Source organism: Lactobacillus iners (genome assembly GCF_011058775.1).
Taxonomy (GTDB): Bacteria; Bacillota; Bacilli; order Lactobacillales; family Lactobacillaceae; genus Lactobacillus; species Lactobacillus iners.
In genome coordinates this window covers 230,856-249,091 of record NZ_CP049230.1, presented here as the reverse complement: position 1 = coordinate 249,091, position 18,236 = coordinate 230,856, and the positions used below count along the sequence as shown (strand labels likewise).

The window sequence follows — 18,236 nt, the reverse complement described above, 5'->3', positions numbered from 1 at the left end:
ATGTAATTGTTTTCAATATTTATTTATCGCTATCTATTCATTTTATTTTGCTAGTCGATATATAATACTACCTCCCACTTGAGCAACTCCTTGAATTTCACTGCGACGTTGAAAATTACGCAAAACACGTTGAAATTCAAAAGCTGTTTGCGGTTCTACCTTATATTCTGCTAATTCACCATTTACTATCTTTTCTAAAATTTCTTGATAATCCATATTTATCACTCCCACTACTAACTACATATTCTATCATTTTTATCTTAGTATGCGAAATTAGCACTTGACATGTTAGAGTGCTAAAGACTAGAATATGAATTATAAAATATCGAAAGTGAGGTTTTTTATATGCTCTGTCAAAATTGTCATCAACGGCCTGCTTCAATTCATCTATACTTGAACAATAATGGAGAAAACCGTGAAATAGCGTTATGTGAAGATTGTTATCAATTATTAAAAAATGAAAATGGATCTGCTAATATGAATAACTTCTTTAGCAGTTTTAACGACTTATTAGGTTCTTTAGGAGGTAGCACTCAAGATTTTGATCAACCAAGAGATAATTCTCCAAAGAAAAATAAAGCTAACAATGGATCAGACTCCCTACTTAATCAATATGGTATTGATTTAACAGCTTTAGCTAAACAAGGAAAAATCGATCCAGTAGTTGGTCGAGATAAAGAGATAGCTAGAGTAATCGAAATTCTTAACCGTCGTACTAAAAATAATCCGGTATTGATTGGTGAAGCTGGTGTAGGTAAAACAGCAGTAGTCGAGGGACTTGCCCAACAAATTATCGATGGATCTGTACCAGCTAAATTACAAAACAAAAAAATAATTTCATTAAATATGGTTTCTTTAGTGCAAGGAACTAGCTTACGTGGTCAATTCGAGCAACGGATGCAACAACTAATTAAGGAACTAGAAAGTGATCCTAATATCATCTTATTTATCGATGAAATTCATGAATTGGTAAATGCTGGTAACGCTGAAGGTGGAATGGATGCAGGCAATATCATCAAACCTGCCCTAGCTCGTGGCGATTTCCAATTAGTTGGTGCTACTACTATCAAAGAATATCGTCAAATTGAAAAAGATTCAGCTTTGGCTAGAAGATTTCAACCTGTTGAAGTTAAAGAACCAAGTATTGAAGAAACTATTAAAATATTACAAGGTATCAAGAAGAAATATGAAGATTATCATCATGTAACCTACACTGATCAAGCAATAGTTAGTGCAGTTACCCTATCTTCAAGATATATTCAAGATCGCTTTTTACCAGATAAGGCTATCGACTTACTTGATGAAGCTGGATCTCGTATGAATTTAACCATTCCTTATGTTGATGATGCTAAATTAAAAGAACGTGTCGAAGCTGCACAAGAATTAAAACAAACAGCATTAAAGAATGAAGACTACGAAAAAGCTGCTTATTACCGTGATCAAATTGAAAAATATGAGAAATTAAAAGATCAAAAAGTTGATCCTGATAAGACACCTGTTATTTCTGAAAAGGTTATGGAGAAAATCATAGAAGAAAAGACAAATATTCCAGTTGGTGATTTGCAAAAGCAAGAACAAATGCAATTAAAGAATTTGGCTGATGATCTCAAAAAGCATATTATTGGTCAAGATAAAGCAGTTGACGTCATCTCTAAAGCAATTAGACGTAACCGTGTCGGCTTTAACAAGTCAGGTAGACCGATTGGTTCATTCCTATTTGTTGGACCTACAGGCGTTGGAAAAACAGAATTAGCTAAGCAATTAGCTAAGCAAATGTTTGGTACCGAAAAATCCATGATTCGCTTTGATATGAGTGAATATATGGAACAATATTCAGTTTCTAAATTAATCGGCTCTGCACCAGGATATGTTGGTTATGAAGAAGCTGGACAATTAACTGAAAAAGTCCGTCATAACCCTTATAGTTTAATCTTATTTGATGAAATTGAAAAAGCACATCCCGACGTGTTACATCTATTTCTTCAAATCCTTGACGATGGTCATTTAACAGACTCACAAGGTAGAACTGTTTCATTTAAAGACACTATTATCATTATGACATCTAATGCTGGACAAGGAATTAAGTCTGCTAGTGTAGGCTTTTCTGCAGAAAATAACCATAATGAGCAGTTCAAAAAAGTTCTGGGTCAATATTTCAAACCAGAATTTTTAAACAGACTAGATGACATTGTTGAGTTTGAGCCATTAAGCAAGGAAAGTTTAATCCAAATCGTAGATCTAATGTTAGACAAGACTAATGAAATGATCAAAGATCAAGACTTACATATCAATGTCACACCAGAAGCCAAAGATTTACTAGTTGAAAAAGGATATGATCCTGATATGGGAGCACGTCCATTGCGTCGCGTGATTCAAGCTATGATTGAAGACAAAGTCGCAGATTATAAGCTTGACCATCCGACAGCAAAGAATTTAACTGCAAAAAGATATGAAAACGATATCATAATTGTTGAAGATAATCAGTAAATAAGCGTATACTAAAAGGAGAAATATTTTCAACTTTTAGAAGGTGTGTAAGAAATGCATTTAATTGATGTTACAAATACTTATCGTGATTTGATTGAAAGACAGTTATCAGCTACCAGCAGTCAGTACATTAAAGTATATTCACTGGGAAATATAACTGTAGTCTATACTGAAACAAGTACCAAAATCGAAATTGTACTCGAAAATCATAGGCGTGGTATTCATGAGGATGAAATTCAATTTGTCATTAAACGTTTAATTCATGAAGATAAAATTTATAACATTTCAATGGATCAGAGTCGTAAAATCATTTCAATTACCTGTGATAAGTAAAACGAATGTCTTATTTTAACTATTTGAACCATACTTCGAGATTTACCGAAGTATGGTTTTTTGTGTCCTTTTATTCATGGCTACTTAGTTCTTAAATTTAAGCATAATAAAAACCTCCAAACTCTTTAGCAAATTTGGAGGTTATTATCAAAAGACACTACTATTTTATGATTCAGTAATTATCAGTTCTTATCTTGATCCCATATTTTCTTAATAGCTGGAATATCACCTATTTTATCAATATTTTCTTTATCCATAACTATCATATTATTGTTGCCAGCTGATAATTTTGTAAAAGCTACTATACTCTGATTTCTGAAATATCCTTCAGATGCTTTGGATAAAGTCTCTTGTAATTTATTTATACGATATGCTTCCGCATCAGCTTCTGTCTTAATTGCCTCAGCTTTTGCTTTTGCAGTTGCTATTAAGGCATCATTATTTGCCTTAGTCGTCAAGCGAATATTTTCGGCTTCACCTTCTGCTTTAGCAATTGTTGCCGTCTTTTCACGGTCAGCTGTTAATTGTTTATCCATTGCAGCCTGAATCTGTTTACTAGGTAATAGTTCATCCACATTAATTCTAATAACGCTAATACCATATATATCTGTTAAATCACCTATAGCCTTAGATAATTCATTATTAATAGCACTTGTGGATCCTAAAGCATCATTTAAATCCATACGTCCAATAATATCACGCAAATGTCCACGCACTAATTGAACCATAGAAGTTTCTGAATCTGTATTATTGTAAAAATATTTAAAACTATTAGTAACCTGATAGTTCAATGTCAAGCTGGTCGATATTTCGGCATTATCCTTAGTGATAATTGAATATCTACTAATTTCTAAAGGTTGTAAGGCCATTGAAACTTTCTTAACTCGCTGAAAAAAAGGTATTTTAAATGTTAGTCCAGCTTTAACAGTTTTAGTATATTTACCAAGCGTCTCAATTAATCCTTCATAATTTTGAGGTACTATAGTTGTACAACCACTAGTTAATATGACAAGCAAGACGATAAAAATTATAATTTTCAAATCAAGTATCATTTTAAATTCCATAATTATTCACCTCTTAATAAAAAATATTATAGGAGATATTATACATAATAAAAACAAAAAAAGCATCTGATTTAACAACCAAATGCTTTTAAAGTTTATTTATTAAAATAATAAATATTCAGCATGTACCTCCTAAATTTATAGAGGAATTAATTATTTAAAATGAATTTCTCAAAATTAAACATTTTCATGACAACGCAAAAAACTATAATATCTAATAATATTAAAACTATAATTAAAATTACTGTCTCAAAAACACCTAAGATTAACACCCCGGTAGCTTGAGAAATGAGCATACCAAATATCGGAGCTACAATTATCATGGATACTCCTTGAGCTGACTTGCTATTCTTCAAATATTGCGAACTACCAATAACTAACAATATTGATAATAAGACAAGCAGTGGAGAAATCAAAATTGTAACTAATAACCATGTCATATTAGGTAGGATTATATGTTTGAAATATCTCCAACCTACAGTATTAACAACCAATATATAGACTAAAACAGAAACGGTAGAAATAGTAACTGCAGGTGCTGCACAACCTAATGCTTTTCCTAAAACAAGGACTTTAGTATTGATGGGAGTATATAACAAACCTTCCAAAGTTTTATGCTCTTTTTCACCAATAAAACTACTGCTAGATAATACTGTAGAAATAATAATGGGTAGTAACATAAATAAAGGTAAAAAAAAGTAAGTAAAAATAACATAAAAAGGTACCGTTCCCCTGGTAAGATAATCTGGGTATTTTATCATCTTAAACTGTTCAATGAACGTATTTAAGCCAACTATGCTAGCTGATACTTCCTTACGAGTACCTAATATAAATAATAAGATTGGTAACACAATACTAAAAATAATTGGAATAATAAGCAATGAGAACATTAATCCTCTATCATTGACTAATTCTCGATATTCCTTATTTATCATAACCTTAAGTTGATGTCTATCCATTGCTATGTCCTCCGATAATTCTAAAGTATATTTCTTTTACTGTTTCTATAACTTTGGAAACTTCATAAATATCATTTCCCTTTAAAACCAAAGTTTTGACAATATCAGCTACTTTATTATCATCATCAACCGATATAATAAATTCATTTTGCATACAATCCGATAGTTCACCATATGAAATCAACTCTTTGATATCTTTAGGATTAAATTTACCCTTAAAATGGACTTTATGTATTTTACACCGCAACCTATCAACTTTATCACTAATAAGTAAATTTCCTGAGGATATGATGCCTATACTATCTACAACACCATCCATACCATACAAATAATGCGTAGACATGATAATAGTAACACCAGCTTTTTTCAGTTTTTTAATGAACTGATAAAACTCATCAATGGCAGCAGGATCTAATCCTGTTGTAGGTTCATCCAAAATTAAAACCTCCGGACTATGAAACATAGCTCGAGCTAACATCACTTTCTGTCTATTTCCTTTACTTAGACTGCCTACGGGCATATCAATATAGTTTTCTAAGTGAAACATTTTCTTCAAATCATCTATGCGTTTTTTTATATTTTTTGAATTTAACCCATATATTTCTCCCCATAATATTAAATTTTCTTTAGCAGTTAGATTTTCATATAAATTACCATCATTTTGAACACCAACACGTAATAATAAATCAGGTCTAGATTTATCTGTTAATTTTTCACCAAAAAGCCTAATAGTTCCAGCGTCGGGCTTTAACAAACCTAAAATTATACGAATTAAAGTCGTTTTTCCTGCTCCATTAGGCCCTAACAATGCAAATACTTGTCCTTTATCAATACGTAAGGAGACATTATTAATGACTTTTTTTGAACCAATTACTTTATTAATTCCACTTATCTCAATTATCATTTTTAACTCCTCTTATACCATACGATGAACCACACCAAAAATATAAAGATAGCTATATAACTAATTAAATTTACTCGTTTTGATTTATCACTAGTAGATCTTACTTTCTTGTAGCTAATAACATTATACCTGCCTTCTTTATCTTTGCGAATACAATTGCAAGCCATAATATCTACCATATTTTTTACAATAATAATTAGCAAGAGAACAAATCTATAGTAATAGGGCTCAAAAAAAGCATCTGATTTAACAACCAAATGCTTTTAAAGTTTATTTATTAAAATAATAAATATTCAGCAGGAACCCACTGCTTTTGTGTACCTAATCTATAACATAAACGTCCATTAATTATTTTTTTAGCTACAAGTTTATAACTATTGCCTTGAATTAAAAATTGACCTGTATAGTTACCATTATCATCCAACATCGCAACTTGATAATCAGGATGACCATTGACATGAACTTTAACAACTCCTGTAACAGGTGTCTCTTTAATAGCTTTATTATCAACTACCTTAACAGATTCAGCAGCAACCCATTGTTTTTGAGTACCTACTCTGTAGAATAATTTACCATTGATAACTTTAGCACCCCATATCTTCCAATATGTGCCCTTATTAAGCAGGATATTTGTATTATGTCCATCTTTATCAAATAAGTCTACGTTTTGGTTAATATATAATACACCAATTACTGGCTTTTCTGTTTTAGTAAAAATAATACCGTCGCTCTTAGCTGTATCTATCAAAATGTATTGATTTGTTCCAACTCTGTAGAACTTCATCCCACCAATTTCTGTGATACGATCGATTTTCCAACGACTGCCAGCAGGCAAAACCTTATCTGTTGCACTACCATTGCTATCAAAAATGGTACTGTCTTTTTGGATATTAACAACACCAACAATTGTATTTTCTTGATCATTAGAATCTTTTAAGATCTCTTGAGATATTTCTGGCTCAGTTACAGTTTCAACTGATTCTTGTGGCGTATTAGATTCAACATCAGATTCTGCTTCAAGATCAGCCTTTATTTGGTTCACAACATCATTATCTAATTTATAAGGAGCAGTACCGCCTTCATTAGCATAGTTTTTAATTGCTTCAGCAATTATATCACGTAGATCTTTCTTATTGCCTTGTTGATATTGTTTGATTGCCTGAATAGTAGCTTCATCTAGCTTATATGAAACTAATTGATCTACATTAACATTAGCTATGGCATCAGCTATCATATCAACAAGTAATTTTTTATTGCCTTGCTTAAACTCGACAACAGCCTTCATGACATCATCACTTAATTTATATGATGTCAATTTTTCTATATCTGCATGAGCTATGGCATCTAAAACCTTTTTACTTAAATCAATTTCTGGTTCTTTTTTATCTTTAATATAATTTTCTATTTCTGTCATAATATCTTTTTTCAACTGTTGAAATGCAATCTTATCTGCCTCCGTCTTAGCTATTTTATCATTTAATTGATCAACTAATACGGATAATTTTTGAGATTTGGCTTTTTCGTTAGCAATTTCATCTTTTAATTGTTGTAATTCAGTCTGAGCTGACTCCATTTTAGCTATTTTATCATTTAATTGATCAACTAACATGGTCAATTTTTGAGATTTGGCTTTTTCGTTAGCAATTTCATCTTTTAATTGTTGTAACGCAGTCTGAGCCGCCTCCATTTTAGCTATTTTATCATTTAATTGATCAACTAATACAGATAATTTTTGAGATTTGGCTTCTTCTTTAGCGATTTCATCTTTCAACTGTTGAAATGCAATCTTATCTGCATCTAAATGTGCAATTAGATCATTTATTTTATCTTTGTCACTTATCTTCTTGATAACTAATGTACTTAATCCAGGCAAAATAGTAGTTTTGGCACCGACAGTATGGTCATCACTACTTAATAAAATCTTGCCACCTGTTAAATCAACACTAGTAAATTGGTTAGCTTTTTCATTAACGTTGAATATAACATACATTGTACTATCAGCTGATTTAATTTCAAAGGCAAATACACCATTTTCACCTTTAACTATAGGTGTGATATTTTTCTTTATCTCATCATATGTACTCATTCTGAATGCAGGACAAGTCTTTCTTAATTGCACAAGTTTTTGGAAATATGACACTAAATCTTTATTTTGTTCTACTCGTTTCCAATCTATTTCATTAACTGTAATATCAGCATTATAAGAATTAGCATTTCCATTCTTGGTACGTAATGCTTCTTGACCTGAATGGAATAATGGCACACCTTGTGACAACATGATCATAGAATCAGCTAATTTAGCACGTTTAACAAACTCTGCAGCATTAGCATTAGGCAAATGAGCTTTTAATGCATCATATAAAGTTAAATTATCATGACACGTTGAATAATTAATAACCTGCCCTGGATTAAGGTAATTGTGTTTATTAAATCCTTGACTACCCATAAATCCTTTAACAAAAGCAGCTTCATCTTCTTGATAATGACTGACGCCATTTTTATCTTTATCAGTCAGGTTACCTTGTGCTAACCCAGATCTTGCATTACCAAAGGATCCACTCTCACCAATTACAGCGTTTCTCAAATTGTCGCCAAAAAAGCCAACATTTGGTATCAAATTAGCATGAACATAACTAGCTTCTTTAGGCCGTTCATTTGGCTTTATTTCCCAACCTTCACCATAAATTAAAGTTCCAGGATTGATTTTGTTAATTTCCTTGTAAACTTCCGCCATCGTATCAGTATCAAGGACGCCCATTGTATCAAATCTAAAACCGTCTATATGATAATTCTTAGCCCAATATTTAACGGAATCAACGATATATTTTCTAACCATTCTTCTTTGGCTAGCTACAGCATTACCCATACCAATGTCGTCAACCATGTTACCATTATCATCATATTTGAAATAATATCCAGGAACGACTTTATCAAATGCTTGTTTATCTAATCCATAAACATGATTATAAACGACATCCATAACTACACGTAAACCTTGTTTGTGCAGAGCATTTATCATTTCTTTCATCTCTAAAATACGTGCAGCAGGATCTGCAGGCTTAGAAGAATAACTACCTTCAGGAACATTGTAATTAACTGGATCATAGCCCCAATTGTAGGCATTAGATGGATGAGCTTCATCAATGGAGCCAAAATCATACATAGGTAAAAATTGGACGTGAGTAACTCCTAATTTCTTCAAATAATCTAACCCAGTTGGATAACCAGTATCAGTTTTGGTCCCTTCTTGAGTCAATCCTAAAAATTGACCAGGATGTTTAACATTAGCATTTTTATCAGCTGTTAAATCTCTGACACCAGCTTCATATATAATAGCGTCAGTTGGTTTAGTGAAGGCCGGCATTTTAATAAAATCAGCTGGTTTGATATTATCAACATCTTCAATTACACTACGAACTCCATTAATGGTAGTAGCAGTAGAATAAGGATCATCTGTCGTCGTTACATGTCCATCAGCAAATTCTAATCTGTAATCATATGCCCAACCTTTGTAGTCCTGATCAGTCAATGTAGTACTCCAAACACCCTTATCACCACATGTTAAGTCAATAGTTTTATCAGGTTGTGAACTGTTGTCTAAGTTTTTATACAAACGTAAGGTTACTTTAGTTGCAATTGGTGACCATAATTTAATAGTAGTTTTTTCTTTGCTATAAGTTGAACCTAAATCATCATTTGCATAAAAGTACTTATCATCAAAATCTTTAGAGCGAACATATGATCTAACATCAATAGCCTTAGGATTGCCACAGAAAGCTATACGGCTATTAACACCTAATTCTAAACTATCCTTCAAAGTAACCTTGAAAGTATCACTTAGATTATCTGTACCATTAATAGCTTCGACTTTAGTAATTTCATTATTCTGAGCTTTTAATAATTGCTTTACTAAATCTGGACTTAATTGCACATTAGTCTTAATTTTGACGACATGATCACTATCCATGTTAGCCATAGATAAAATGAAATCCTTACGAGCACTACATTCAGTATAGTGCGGTAAATTATCCACATCATTTAAGTAAACATCCGTAATTTGACCTTTTGGTGATGGTGTAACTTTGTATACTTGATTGCCATTAGAAATATTTATTTGATGTAAATCTTGACCGGTAATGGTAATTTCACCGACTTTATCACCATTAGTTTCAGATTTATCTAACTTAATTGTCTGCTTAGAAGCTTGCTTGTCATCAGCCCAGACTGACATCGTTTGCGGTGCTTCATCCCCAAAATAATGCAACTTAAGTTTAACATCTTTAAAGCTTGGCGTTACTACTTGAGCTTCATCTTTACCAGTTGCATACCAAACCTCAACTTTACCACTATTGTCTGTATTAACTATACGGTCTGCTTTAGTTTTTCCATCTTTGGACCAGTCTGTTTGACCCTTGATTAAAAATCCTACTTTATCAGAATGATCAATATTAAATTCAGCATAATGACCATAGTCATCTTCTTTGTCAAATGAATATTGTTTACCACCTTTACCAAAAGGCCAGCACCATAAAGCCCACTTAGAAGCATCACCATTGTAATGAACAATAACTTTAGTACTTGCAACTATTTGCTCTTTAGAAAAGTCTACTTGCTCTTTTTTAGCAGCTATTTTTTTCAACTTTTCAATCAGTTTAGTATCTTGTTGATCTTTTTTCTTATGATCAATTACTTTTTTAGCAGCACTAGCTGTATAATAAACATTTTTATCACCAGCTACCAAATAAATATCGGTTTTATCTCCTGGCAACGGTGTAAATTCATGCTGTTGGTTATCATTAATAATAACTTTGGTAAATTCTTTATTATCAGTAGCTTTTAGCTCAATTTCACCTTGTTTCATAGTTTTAGTAGCATCTTCTTTTAATGAAAGATCAGCTTGCTTAGCATCAATATCTGTTTTAACTTTAACAGAAGCTGGAGCATCACTACCCAGATAGTTAATTTCAATGTTGGCTTTTTTAAATTTTGGCGTTACTGTTTGAGCTTGATCACTACCTTCTTTGTACCAAACTTCGGCTTTACCACTCACGTCAGTAGTAATTTGTCGATCATTGTTTGAACCATCTTTATGCCACTCATTATCTTTGATCAGCACACCAATTTTTGAATGTTCACCAGGCATATCGATAATTTTATAATTACCATATTCATCTTGGCCATCCCACGGATATTCTTTGCCATCTACTTTATCGGTACCATTATTAACCCATGTATATAATTTCCATTTATTGCCATCGCCTTGATAATGGACAATTACCTTGGTTGTTTTTTGGTTAATATCAACAGATCTATCGGTAGGTGTCTTTATAAGGCTAACATTATTGTTATTTTTAATATTATTATTTACGGCATCAGCATTTACTGTACTTACACTAACTACTAATCCCAAAATTGTACTTGTACATAAAAATGTTATCTTTTTCTTATTGATTTTAAAATTCATAGACTATTTGCCTTTCTAAAAGAAACTTATATTAGCAATTGTAGTGTAAGCGTATACATTTGTCAAAACACGAAATGCAAAAAAAATTCGGTTATCAATCTAACCGAATCTGTTAATATTATTATTTATTTTGTTCCAACAATGCTTCATATGCAACTTCATATTTGGTAATATCGCCAGCACCCATGAAAACTAGAACAGCATCTTTAAACTTAGTTAAATCAGCTATATTGTCCAAAGATATTACCTCTGAATTAGGAATTCTTTTCGTTAAATCTTGACTTGAAATATTACCATGATTTTCTCGAGCAGAACCAAAAATTGGTGTCACATATGCATAATCAGCAGTTTTTAAAATCTCAACAAATTGATCAGCAAATTCTGCAGTTCGTGAATATGTATGTGGCTGAAAAATCGCAACTAATATTTTGTTAGGATATTTTTGTCTAGCAGCTTGCAAAGTAGCTTTCATTTCTGTTGGATGGTGTGCATAATCATCAATAATATTAATCTTGCCATATGATTTTTCACTAAAGCGACGTTTAGCTCCCTTATAAGTTAACAATGCTGCTCGCACTAAATCTAATGATTCTTTTTCAATATATGCTACCGCAATTACAGCAGTAGTATTTAAAATATTATGATCACCGAACAAATGTATTTCAAATTGTCCTAAGTCAATATCGTGATACTTAACTTTGAAAGTAGAACCTGTAATATTTTTTTGAATATCATAAGCTTGAAAATCATCAGTATTATTAAAACCATAAGTATATTTAGGAATAGATACTTGGATATTATTCAATCGGGTGTCATCGCCCCAGACAAATAATCCTTTTTTGGTTTGCTCTGCAGCAGTTTGGAAAGCAGATGCATAATCATCACGATCTTTAAAATAATCAGGATGGTCAAAATCAACATTGGTCATAATTTGATAATCAGGATGATATGCTAAAAAATGGCGGCGATATTCATCAGCTTCATAAACAAAAAAGCGTGAATCTTTAATTGCTTTTCCAGTACCATCACCAATCAAAAATGAAGTTGGTGCTAATTGTCCTAAAACATGTGCTAACAACCCCGTAGTTGAAGTTTTACCATGTGAACCAGATACACCAATACTTGTATGCTGTGCAATAATTTCCTGAACAGTATCAGGATAAGATTGCCAGGCAATTTTTTTATCAATGCATGCTTTGACTTCAACATTTTCTTCCTTAAAAGCATTTCCTTTAATAATTACTTGCCCTTGATCTTTAATATTATTAGCATCAAACGGTGTTATTTTAATTCCTTTAGCAAGTAAAGGATCTTGCGTAAAAGTATGCTTTTCAATATCTGATCCAGCAACATGATACCCCATATCATGCAAAATCAATGCTAAAGATGCCATTCCGGTACCCTTTATTCCAATAAACCAATATTCTTTTGTCTTATCTAACATAGCTAACCCCGATTTTTTATCTTTTTAGCAAAAATTACAATGTGATTTGTCCACATGCCAATAATTCATCACATTTTGTAGGTTCAAATTCGTCTCCAACTTTGAATGTATCAGGTACAACCAAAATTCCACGTTTTTGTGGAGCATGTGGCAAGCCCAATTCACGAGCCGAACAAATCATTCCACTTGATTTTACACCACGTAATTCACCAGGCCAAATTTGTTGACCATTTTGCATCAAAGTTCCAGGTAAAGCAACAACTACTTTTTGTCCTTGTTGAATATTAGGTGCACCACAAACGATTTGATATTCATCATCCCCTACATTAATTGTAGTTACATGTAAATGATCAGAATCTGGATGTGGTTCACAAGTTTTTACAAATCCATAAACTAAAGTAGGCTTTCCTAATTCTAATTTGTGGTCAAATCCCGCTTTAGTTAGCTGATCATTCAAAATATCAAGTAATTTTTGGTCAGGTTTTACTTGACCATTTGGTAATTTATCATAATCTAAAAAGTCACTAACTTTAAAGAAATTATATCCAACGATTTTACCTTTTTCATCCTTAACCTGGACTATATTATTCTTTTCTTCATATGTACTGCGACCCTCACCTTGGTCTAAAATCAAAATGATTGTATCTGGATAACTTTTTTTATTAGTGGAAATTATCATGATTTTCATTTGTCCTTTCTTACATTAACCTAAAGATTTTAAAAAGCTAACTACTTCTTCTTTGGTCTTTCTATCCTTACTTACCAGTCTACCAATTTCTTGGCCATCTTGGTAGACAACGAAACTTGGAATCCCCAAAATATTCATTTTTTTTGCTAAATCAGTAGCTCCATCAATATCTATATAACAAAACTGATATTCTGTAAACTCTGATACAATCTCTGGTAAAAACATATCCAAAAAGCGACAATCTGGACACCACGAAGCTGAAAATAGCAAGACAACTTTACCTTTAGCTATTTCTCGTTGAAAATCACTTGTCGAAAACTCTGCAAACTTTTTCATCTTTTTTATTCCTTACTTTTTCAAAATGTGCATGAACACAATATATCCTATTACCTCGTTCAGCAAACTTATGCTCATACTCTGTCTCAATATTTTGTTTATAAATTTCAGAATTACTTTGATGTAAATCTAAACTTACAAAATCAAACAACATACCATAATTATTCATACTTTGTAGACTATATTCAAATAGACCTTGATTATCTGTTTTAAACTCAATATGTCCATTATCTTTTAATACTTGTTTATACTTATCTAAAAAAGATTTATAGGTTAATCGCCTCTTTTCGTGTCTAGTTTTAGGCCACGGATCTGAAAAATTCAAAAAGATAATATCAGCACTTTTAGGTGGCAAATATAAGGCTATATTAGCAGCGTCGGCACACATTATTTGTAAGTTATCTATCTGATCAGCTAACTTCTTACGCAAAATCATCCCTGCAGCTGTAGTTTGCAATTCAACACCGATAAAATTCATTTCAGGATGTTGCTTAGCCCAATTAATAATAAATTGCCCCTTACCAGAACCAATTTCGATAGCTAGTGGCTTAGAAAAGTCAGCAAATCGTTCTTGCCAAGGTATTTTTATTTCAGGATCAGGTTCATTTAAAAGTGCCTCGGGATGTTCAAGCACTAATTTTTGAGCCCATGGTTTATTTCTTAATCTCATACTAAATCCGCCTAACGTTTAAATTTATTAATAGTTTGTCCAATCTTAACTGGTAAATATACATATAACAAGATGAGCGTCAATACAAACAACCCTAAGATATATAACAATGACTGTAGATTACCAGCTGAAGCTATAACTAACCCTATACTTATTAGCAGCCACTGCAACAGAATAAATTTTTGTAATACTTTTGCTAAATCAACAACACGGCTACTTCTACTAATTGGCTGTACATGATACATCATATTTCGCTCATAAATATTGGCCACAGGTAATAATTGATATATTGTCAAAAAAATAACAATAGCTGCTAAAAATGTATTTAACTTATAATCTTGAATAATAAAAATAAGTAATAAAGCAAAGACTATCATTCTGAGTAGCAAATTACTATATTCAGGATCTCGCAATAAGATCCGCTGAAAAAGAAACATATTGGCTGATTGTTTTTTTCTAGATATTAAGAAATCTAAATATTTGCGACGTGATATTGTAATTTTCTTATCCTGCACGTCAGTAAACATACTATAAAAATTATCAATTCTATCTTTACGTTGGGCTTCTTTGCTAATAGCTTTATTCCAATTAAATCCTTGCAAGGGCTGTCTAATAATATATACCATTGCCACTACAATTATTGCTAATAATACAAGCGGTTGATATATACCTAATAAAATCAAAAAATATCCAATGACTGTAAAAGCTATTGTGTTATAGTGCAACTTGTCATTAAAATACAAACTATGTTCTTGCAATAAATGTTGCACATGCTTTAAAAGTAACATATCGACAAGCAATATTAGATAATTAATTGGATGAATAGCCATTCGTAAAAAAGCAAAGGGAAAAGCAATGCCGCCAACTAATAACAAAATAATCGTCGGCAATACCATACTATATTTAAGCATTGGTTTCAGATAAAATTCGAGCTGATCATCCAGCGACAGCAAAAATTGCTTATCTGCATATTCAAATAAGGTAACCAAGCTACCAAAACCAAATGAGATTGAAAAAACTAAAGCAAGTAGTGGCGAATAATACCATAAATTCCTTGGCCATGTTTGAATACTTTTAGCATACCAAAACATCAAAGCCCCAAAAATCAAAAGTAAGGCTAATACAAAAAAATCATTAAAAACTAGTGCTAAATAGTGAATTTGCTTACGAGCGTTACTATTTAATCTTTTATTAGCTATTTTTTGCATTGCGATGCTCCTGATTTAATACTTTATACAAACGGTCAAATGAATCTGTATCTTTCAAGCCATAAAACTTTCTAATTTCTGTTAGATTACCTTCTTTTTCAATCGTTCCATTATTCAAAACAGCAAATTTATCAACAATTTCTTGAGCTTCAGCTAAGACATGCGTTGTCATTAAAACCATTTTTCCATCATTAGAAGCTGCTTTAACTAAGTCAATAAAATTAGCTACTGCCAATGGATCTAACCCTGTAAATGGTTCATCAATCACTAATAAACTACTTTGAGCTAAAAAGCCAGCCACAATCATTACTTTTTGTTTCATACCTTTGGAAAAATTAATTGGCAACCAATCTAATTTATTTTCCAATCTAAATAATTTGCATAAATGTAATGCACGTTCATATGCACTATCATGATCTAATCCATATGCTAAAATTACCAATTCTATATGCTCTTTTAGCGTTAATTCTGGATATAATATTGGTGTTTCAGGTATGTAGGCTACATTTTTTTTGAATGCTGCTGGATTTTGGACTAAGTCAATTCCATTTAATGTAATTTCACCACGTTGCATTCTTAATAAACCCAATAAATGCTTAATAGTAGTAGATTTTCCTGCACCATTTAAGCCAATTAAGCCGACAACTTGCCCACTTTCAATTTTTAAATTGATATCTTTAATAACAGTAATACCGGTATAGCCACCAGTTAATTTTTTTATTGTTAAAGTCATAAAATAACCGCCTCATACTGAAAAAACTTACTTATTATGATAGCATGAACCATAGTAAAACAAAATTTTTAAAATGAGAAGGGAAAAAATATGTCAAATTTGGTTCAAGATTGCATTTTTTGTAAAATAATTAGAAACGAAATACCAGCTTATACTGTCTTTGAAAATGATGACGTTAAAGCCTTTTTAGATATTTCACAAGTCACTAAGGGACACGTCTTAATTATACCAAAAAAACATTTAATTAACTTTTTTGATTATAGTCAAGAAGATGCAGCAAAATATTTGCAATACATTCCAAAAATTGCTCAAGCAATTAAAGCATCAGATAAAAATATCAAAGGTCTTAACGTTTTTGTTAACAATGGGGAAATTGCTGGTCAGGTAGTTATGCACTCACATATTCATTTAGTGCCTAGATATGATGAAAATGATGGCGTTAACGTGCCACATATTAATCATGCAGCTGAATATACTCCTGAAGCTTATCAAGAAGTAGCTAATACTATCAAGCAACATTTATCTTAAGGAATTTATATATGAAAAAATCAACTATCGGCTTAATTATTGGTCTCAGTGCTGGTATCTGCTGGGGTTTAAAAAAGAGACGCCCTAACAAGCAAGACGAAGCATATTTTAAGCAATGGTCTACTAGTTTAATAAGTAATTGTACTAATACTAAAAATGGTATCTCTAAACTAAAAAAGCAATGTGATGCTTTAATTTCAGAACAAATGCCTATAGCTAACCAAACAATTCAAGAATTAAAGGACAGCTTTGGCAAATATTCCATTGCAATTAAACCTAAGATTGCTAAAATGGAAAATAGTATTAAGCAATTAAATAAATAATTATAAAAAATTAACTGGATAAAATTATGTTTATATCCTTTTTTGTGTTATATTTTTAACTGTAACTATATAAGATTTGGAGATATGTATATGCAATTTAAAAAATCGTTGAAAACATTATTATTGATAGCAGCTTTTTCTGGTGTGGCTCTAACGGCTACTGGATGCTCCAAGACGGTCGCTAACTACAAAGGCGGAAAAATAACTCAAGAAGATTTTTATAACAAAGTAAAAAAATCACCTGCAGGACAAGCTATATTAGCTAATATGATTATTAACAGAACTTTACAACAACAATATGGTAGTCAAGTTTCCAAGAAAAAAGTAAATACAGCTTATGACAATGCTAGAAAACAATATGGTGCACGTTTTGAAATGGTTTTACAACAAAATGGTATGACACCTGAAGCATATAAAGAAAGTATTCAAACAAACTTACTTTTGCAAGCTGCTTTAAAAGATATTAAACCTATTACCAAAGCTCAAGAAAAGAAAGCTTGGAAAGAATACCAACCTAAAGTTCGAGTACAACATATTTTAGTAGAAAAAGAAGATACAGCTAAGAAAGTTATCGAAGAACTTGGCAAAGGAGCTAGTTTTAAAGATTTAGCTAAGAAATATTCAACAGATACTGGTACAAGCAAGAATGCTGGTAAAATTGAGCCCTTTGATTCCTCAGATACGACTTTAGATGCTGACTTCAAAGAAGCAGCCTTCAAATTGAAAACTGGCGAATACACTAAAAAACCTGTTAAAACTCAATTTGGTTATCACATTATTAAAATGATTAAACACCCATCTAAGGGATCATTCCAAAGCCATAAATCGGAAATAATCGCACGTATTTACCAAAAGATGGCTCAAGATCAAAATGTAATTAAGTCTGTTTTAGGCGTTGTCTTAAAGAGAGCTAATGTTAATATCAAAGATAACGATTTAAAGAATGTATTAACTCAATATATGGATGCAGATTTAAAGAAATAAAAGATAATAATTAGACTAATTAACGTAGTAGTTCAGACGAACACTGCGTTTTTTTGTGATCTATACTAAAAATACCGACCTGCTTGACTAGCTTTTAAGACTAGTCATGGC

General features: G+C 31.7%; 16 protein-coding genes. 5 read left to right on the top strand and 11 right to left on the bottom strand.

Annotated features, from left to right (window positions below):
- Window positions 1-42 precede the first annotated feature (42 nt).
- Complete coding sequence (locus tag G6Z82_RS01300) at window positions 43-216, bottom strand: hypothetical protein (protein WP_006730393.1); 174 nt, start codon at window positions 214-216, stop codon at window positions 43-45.
- 129 nt (window positions 217-345) lie between these two features.
- On the opposite strand from G6Z82_RS01300, the gene G6Z82_RS01295 reads away from it, so the two are divergent.
- Together G6Z82_RS01295 and G6Z82_RS01290 are read left to right on the top strand one after the other, a co-directional pair.
- Entirely contained in the window at window positions 346-2,487 is a 2,142-nt protein-coding gene (locus G6Z82_RS01295) for an ATP-dependent Clp protease ATP-binding subunit (RefSeq protein ID WP_164785712.1), read from the top strand.
- Window positions 2,488-2,541: 54 nt separating this feature from the next.
- Window positions 2,542-2,820: a DUF1827 family protein gene (locus G6Z82_RS01290; RefSeq protein ID WP_006728960.1), complete on the top strand. Its 279-nt coding sequence runs from the start codon at window positions 2,542-2,544 to the stop codon at window positions 2,818-2,820.
- A 182-nt stretch (window positions 2,821-3,002) separates the two neighbouring features.
- On the opposite strand, the gene G6Z82_RS01285 is transcribed toward G6Z82_RS01290, so the two are convergent.
- From G6Z82_RS01285 to G6Z82_RS01240, 10 genes are all read right to left on the bottom strand, one after another.
- Entirely contained in the window at window positions 3,003-3,884 is an 882-nt protein-coding gene (locus tag G6Z82_RS01285; RefSeq protein WP_006728961.1) for an SPFH domain-containing protein, read from the bottom strand.
- A 149-nt stretch (window positions 3,885-4,033) separates the two neighbouring features.
- Window positions 4,034-4,843: an ABC transporter permease subunit gene (locus G6Z82_RS01280; protein ID WP_006728962.1), complete on the bottom strand. Its 810-nt coding sequence runs from the start codon at window positions 4,841-4,843 to the stop codon at window positions 4,034-4,036.
- Window positions 4,836-5,747 carry an ABC transporter ATP-binding protein gene (locus G6Z82_RS01275; RefSeq protein ID WP_006735430.1) on the bottom strand — a complete coding sequence of 304 codons (912 nt, stop codon included), beginning with the start codon at window positions 5,745-5,747 and terminating at the stop codon, window positions 4,836-4,838. Before G6Z82_RS01275 ends, G6Z82_RS01280 begins: the two co-directional genes overlap by 8 nt.
- A gap of 277 nt (window positions 5,748-6,024) precedes the next feature.
- The gene (gene pulA, locus G6Z82_RS01270; protein ID WP_164785711.1) at window positions 6,025-11,211 is read right to left on the bottom strand and encodes a type I pullulanase; all 5,187 of its coding nucleotides are present in this window, start codon (window positions 11,209-11,211) and stop codon (window positions 6,025-6,027) included.
- Between the two features lie 121 nt (window positions 11,212-11,332).
- The gene (gene murC / locus G6Z82_RS01265) at window positions 11,333-12,655 is read right to left on the bottom strand and encodes a UDP-N-acetylmuramate--L-alanine ligase (RefSeq protein WP_164785710.1); all 1,323 of its coding nucleotides are present in this window, start codon (window positions 12,653-12,655) and stop codon (window positions 11,333-11,335) included.
- Window positions 12,656-12,689: 34 nt separating this feature from the next.
- Complete coding sequence (ytpR, locus tag G6Z82_RS01260) at window positions 12,690-13,334, bottom strand: YtpR family tRNA-binding protein (RefSeq protein WP_164785994.1); 645 nt, start codon at window positions 13,332-13,334, stop codon at window positions 12,690-12,692.
- A 24-nt stretch (window positions 13,335-13,358) separates the two neighbouring features.
- Window positions 13,359-13,679, bottom strand: coding sequence for a thioredoxin family protein (locus tag G6Z82_RS01255; protein WP_164785709.1), 321 nt, complete (start codon window positions 13,677-13,679; stop codon window positions 13,359-13,361).
- Complete coding sequence (gene trmB / locus G6Z82_RS01250) at window positions 13,648-14,349, bottom strand: tRNA (guanosine(46)-N7)-methyltransferase TrmB (RefSeq protein ID WP_164785708.1); 702 nt, start codon at window positions 14,347-14,349, stop codon at window positions 13,648-13,650. Before trmB ends, G6Z82_RS01255 begins: the two co-directional genes overlap by 32 nt.
- An 11-nt stretch (window positions 14,350-14,360) precedes the next feature.
- Window positions 14,361-15,557, bottom strand: a complete 1,197-nt coding sequence (locus tag G6Z82_RS01245) for an ABC transporter permease (protein ID WP_164785707.1) — start codon at window positions 15,555-15,557, stop codon at window positions 14,361-14,363.
- Entirely contained in the window at window positions 15,541-16,290 is a 750-nt protein-coding gene (locus tag G6Z82_RS01240) for an ABC transporter ATP-binding protein (protein ID WP_006733595.1), read from the bottom strand. Before G6Z82_RS01240 ends, G6Z82_RS01245 begins: the two co-directional genes overlap by 17 nt.
- Window positions 16,291-16,380: 90 nt before the next feature.
- Between G6Z82_RS01240 and G6Z82_RS01235 the strand changes: the two genes are divergently transcribed.
- From G6Z82_RS01235 to G6Z82_RS01225, 3 genes are all read left to right on the top strand, one after another.
- Window positions 16,381-16,818, top strand: a complete 438-nt coding sequence (locus G6Z82_RS01235; protein WP_006728971.1) for an HIT family protein — start codon at window positions 16,381-16,383, stop codon at window positions 16,816-16,818.
- A gap of 11 nt (window positions 16,819-16,829) precedes the next feature.
- Entirely contained in the window at window positions 16,830-17,141 is a 312-nt protein-coding gene (locus G6Z82_RS01230; RefSeq protein WP_006728972.1) for a hypothetical protein, read from the top strand.
- Window positions 17,142-17,231: 90 nt separating this feature from the next.
- Window positions 17,232-18,125 carry a peptidylprolyl isomerase PrsA gene (locus tag G6Z82_RS01225; protein ID WP_006732517.1) on the top strand — a complete coding sequence of 298 codons (894 nt, stop codon included), beginning with the start codon at window positions 17,232-17,234 and terminating at the stop codon, window positions 18,123-18,125.
- Window positions 18,126-18,236 lie beyond the last annotated feature (111 nt).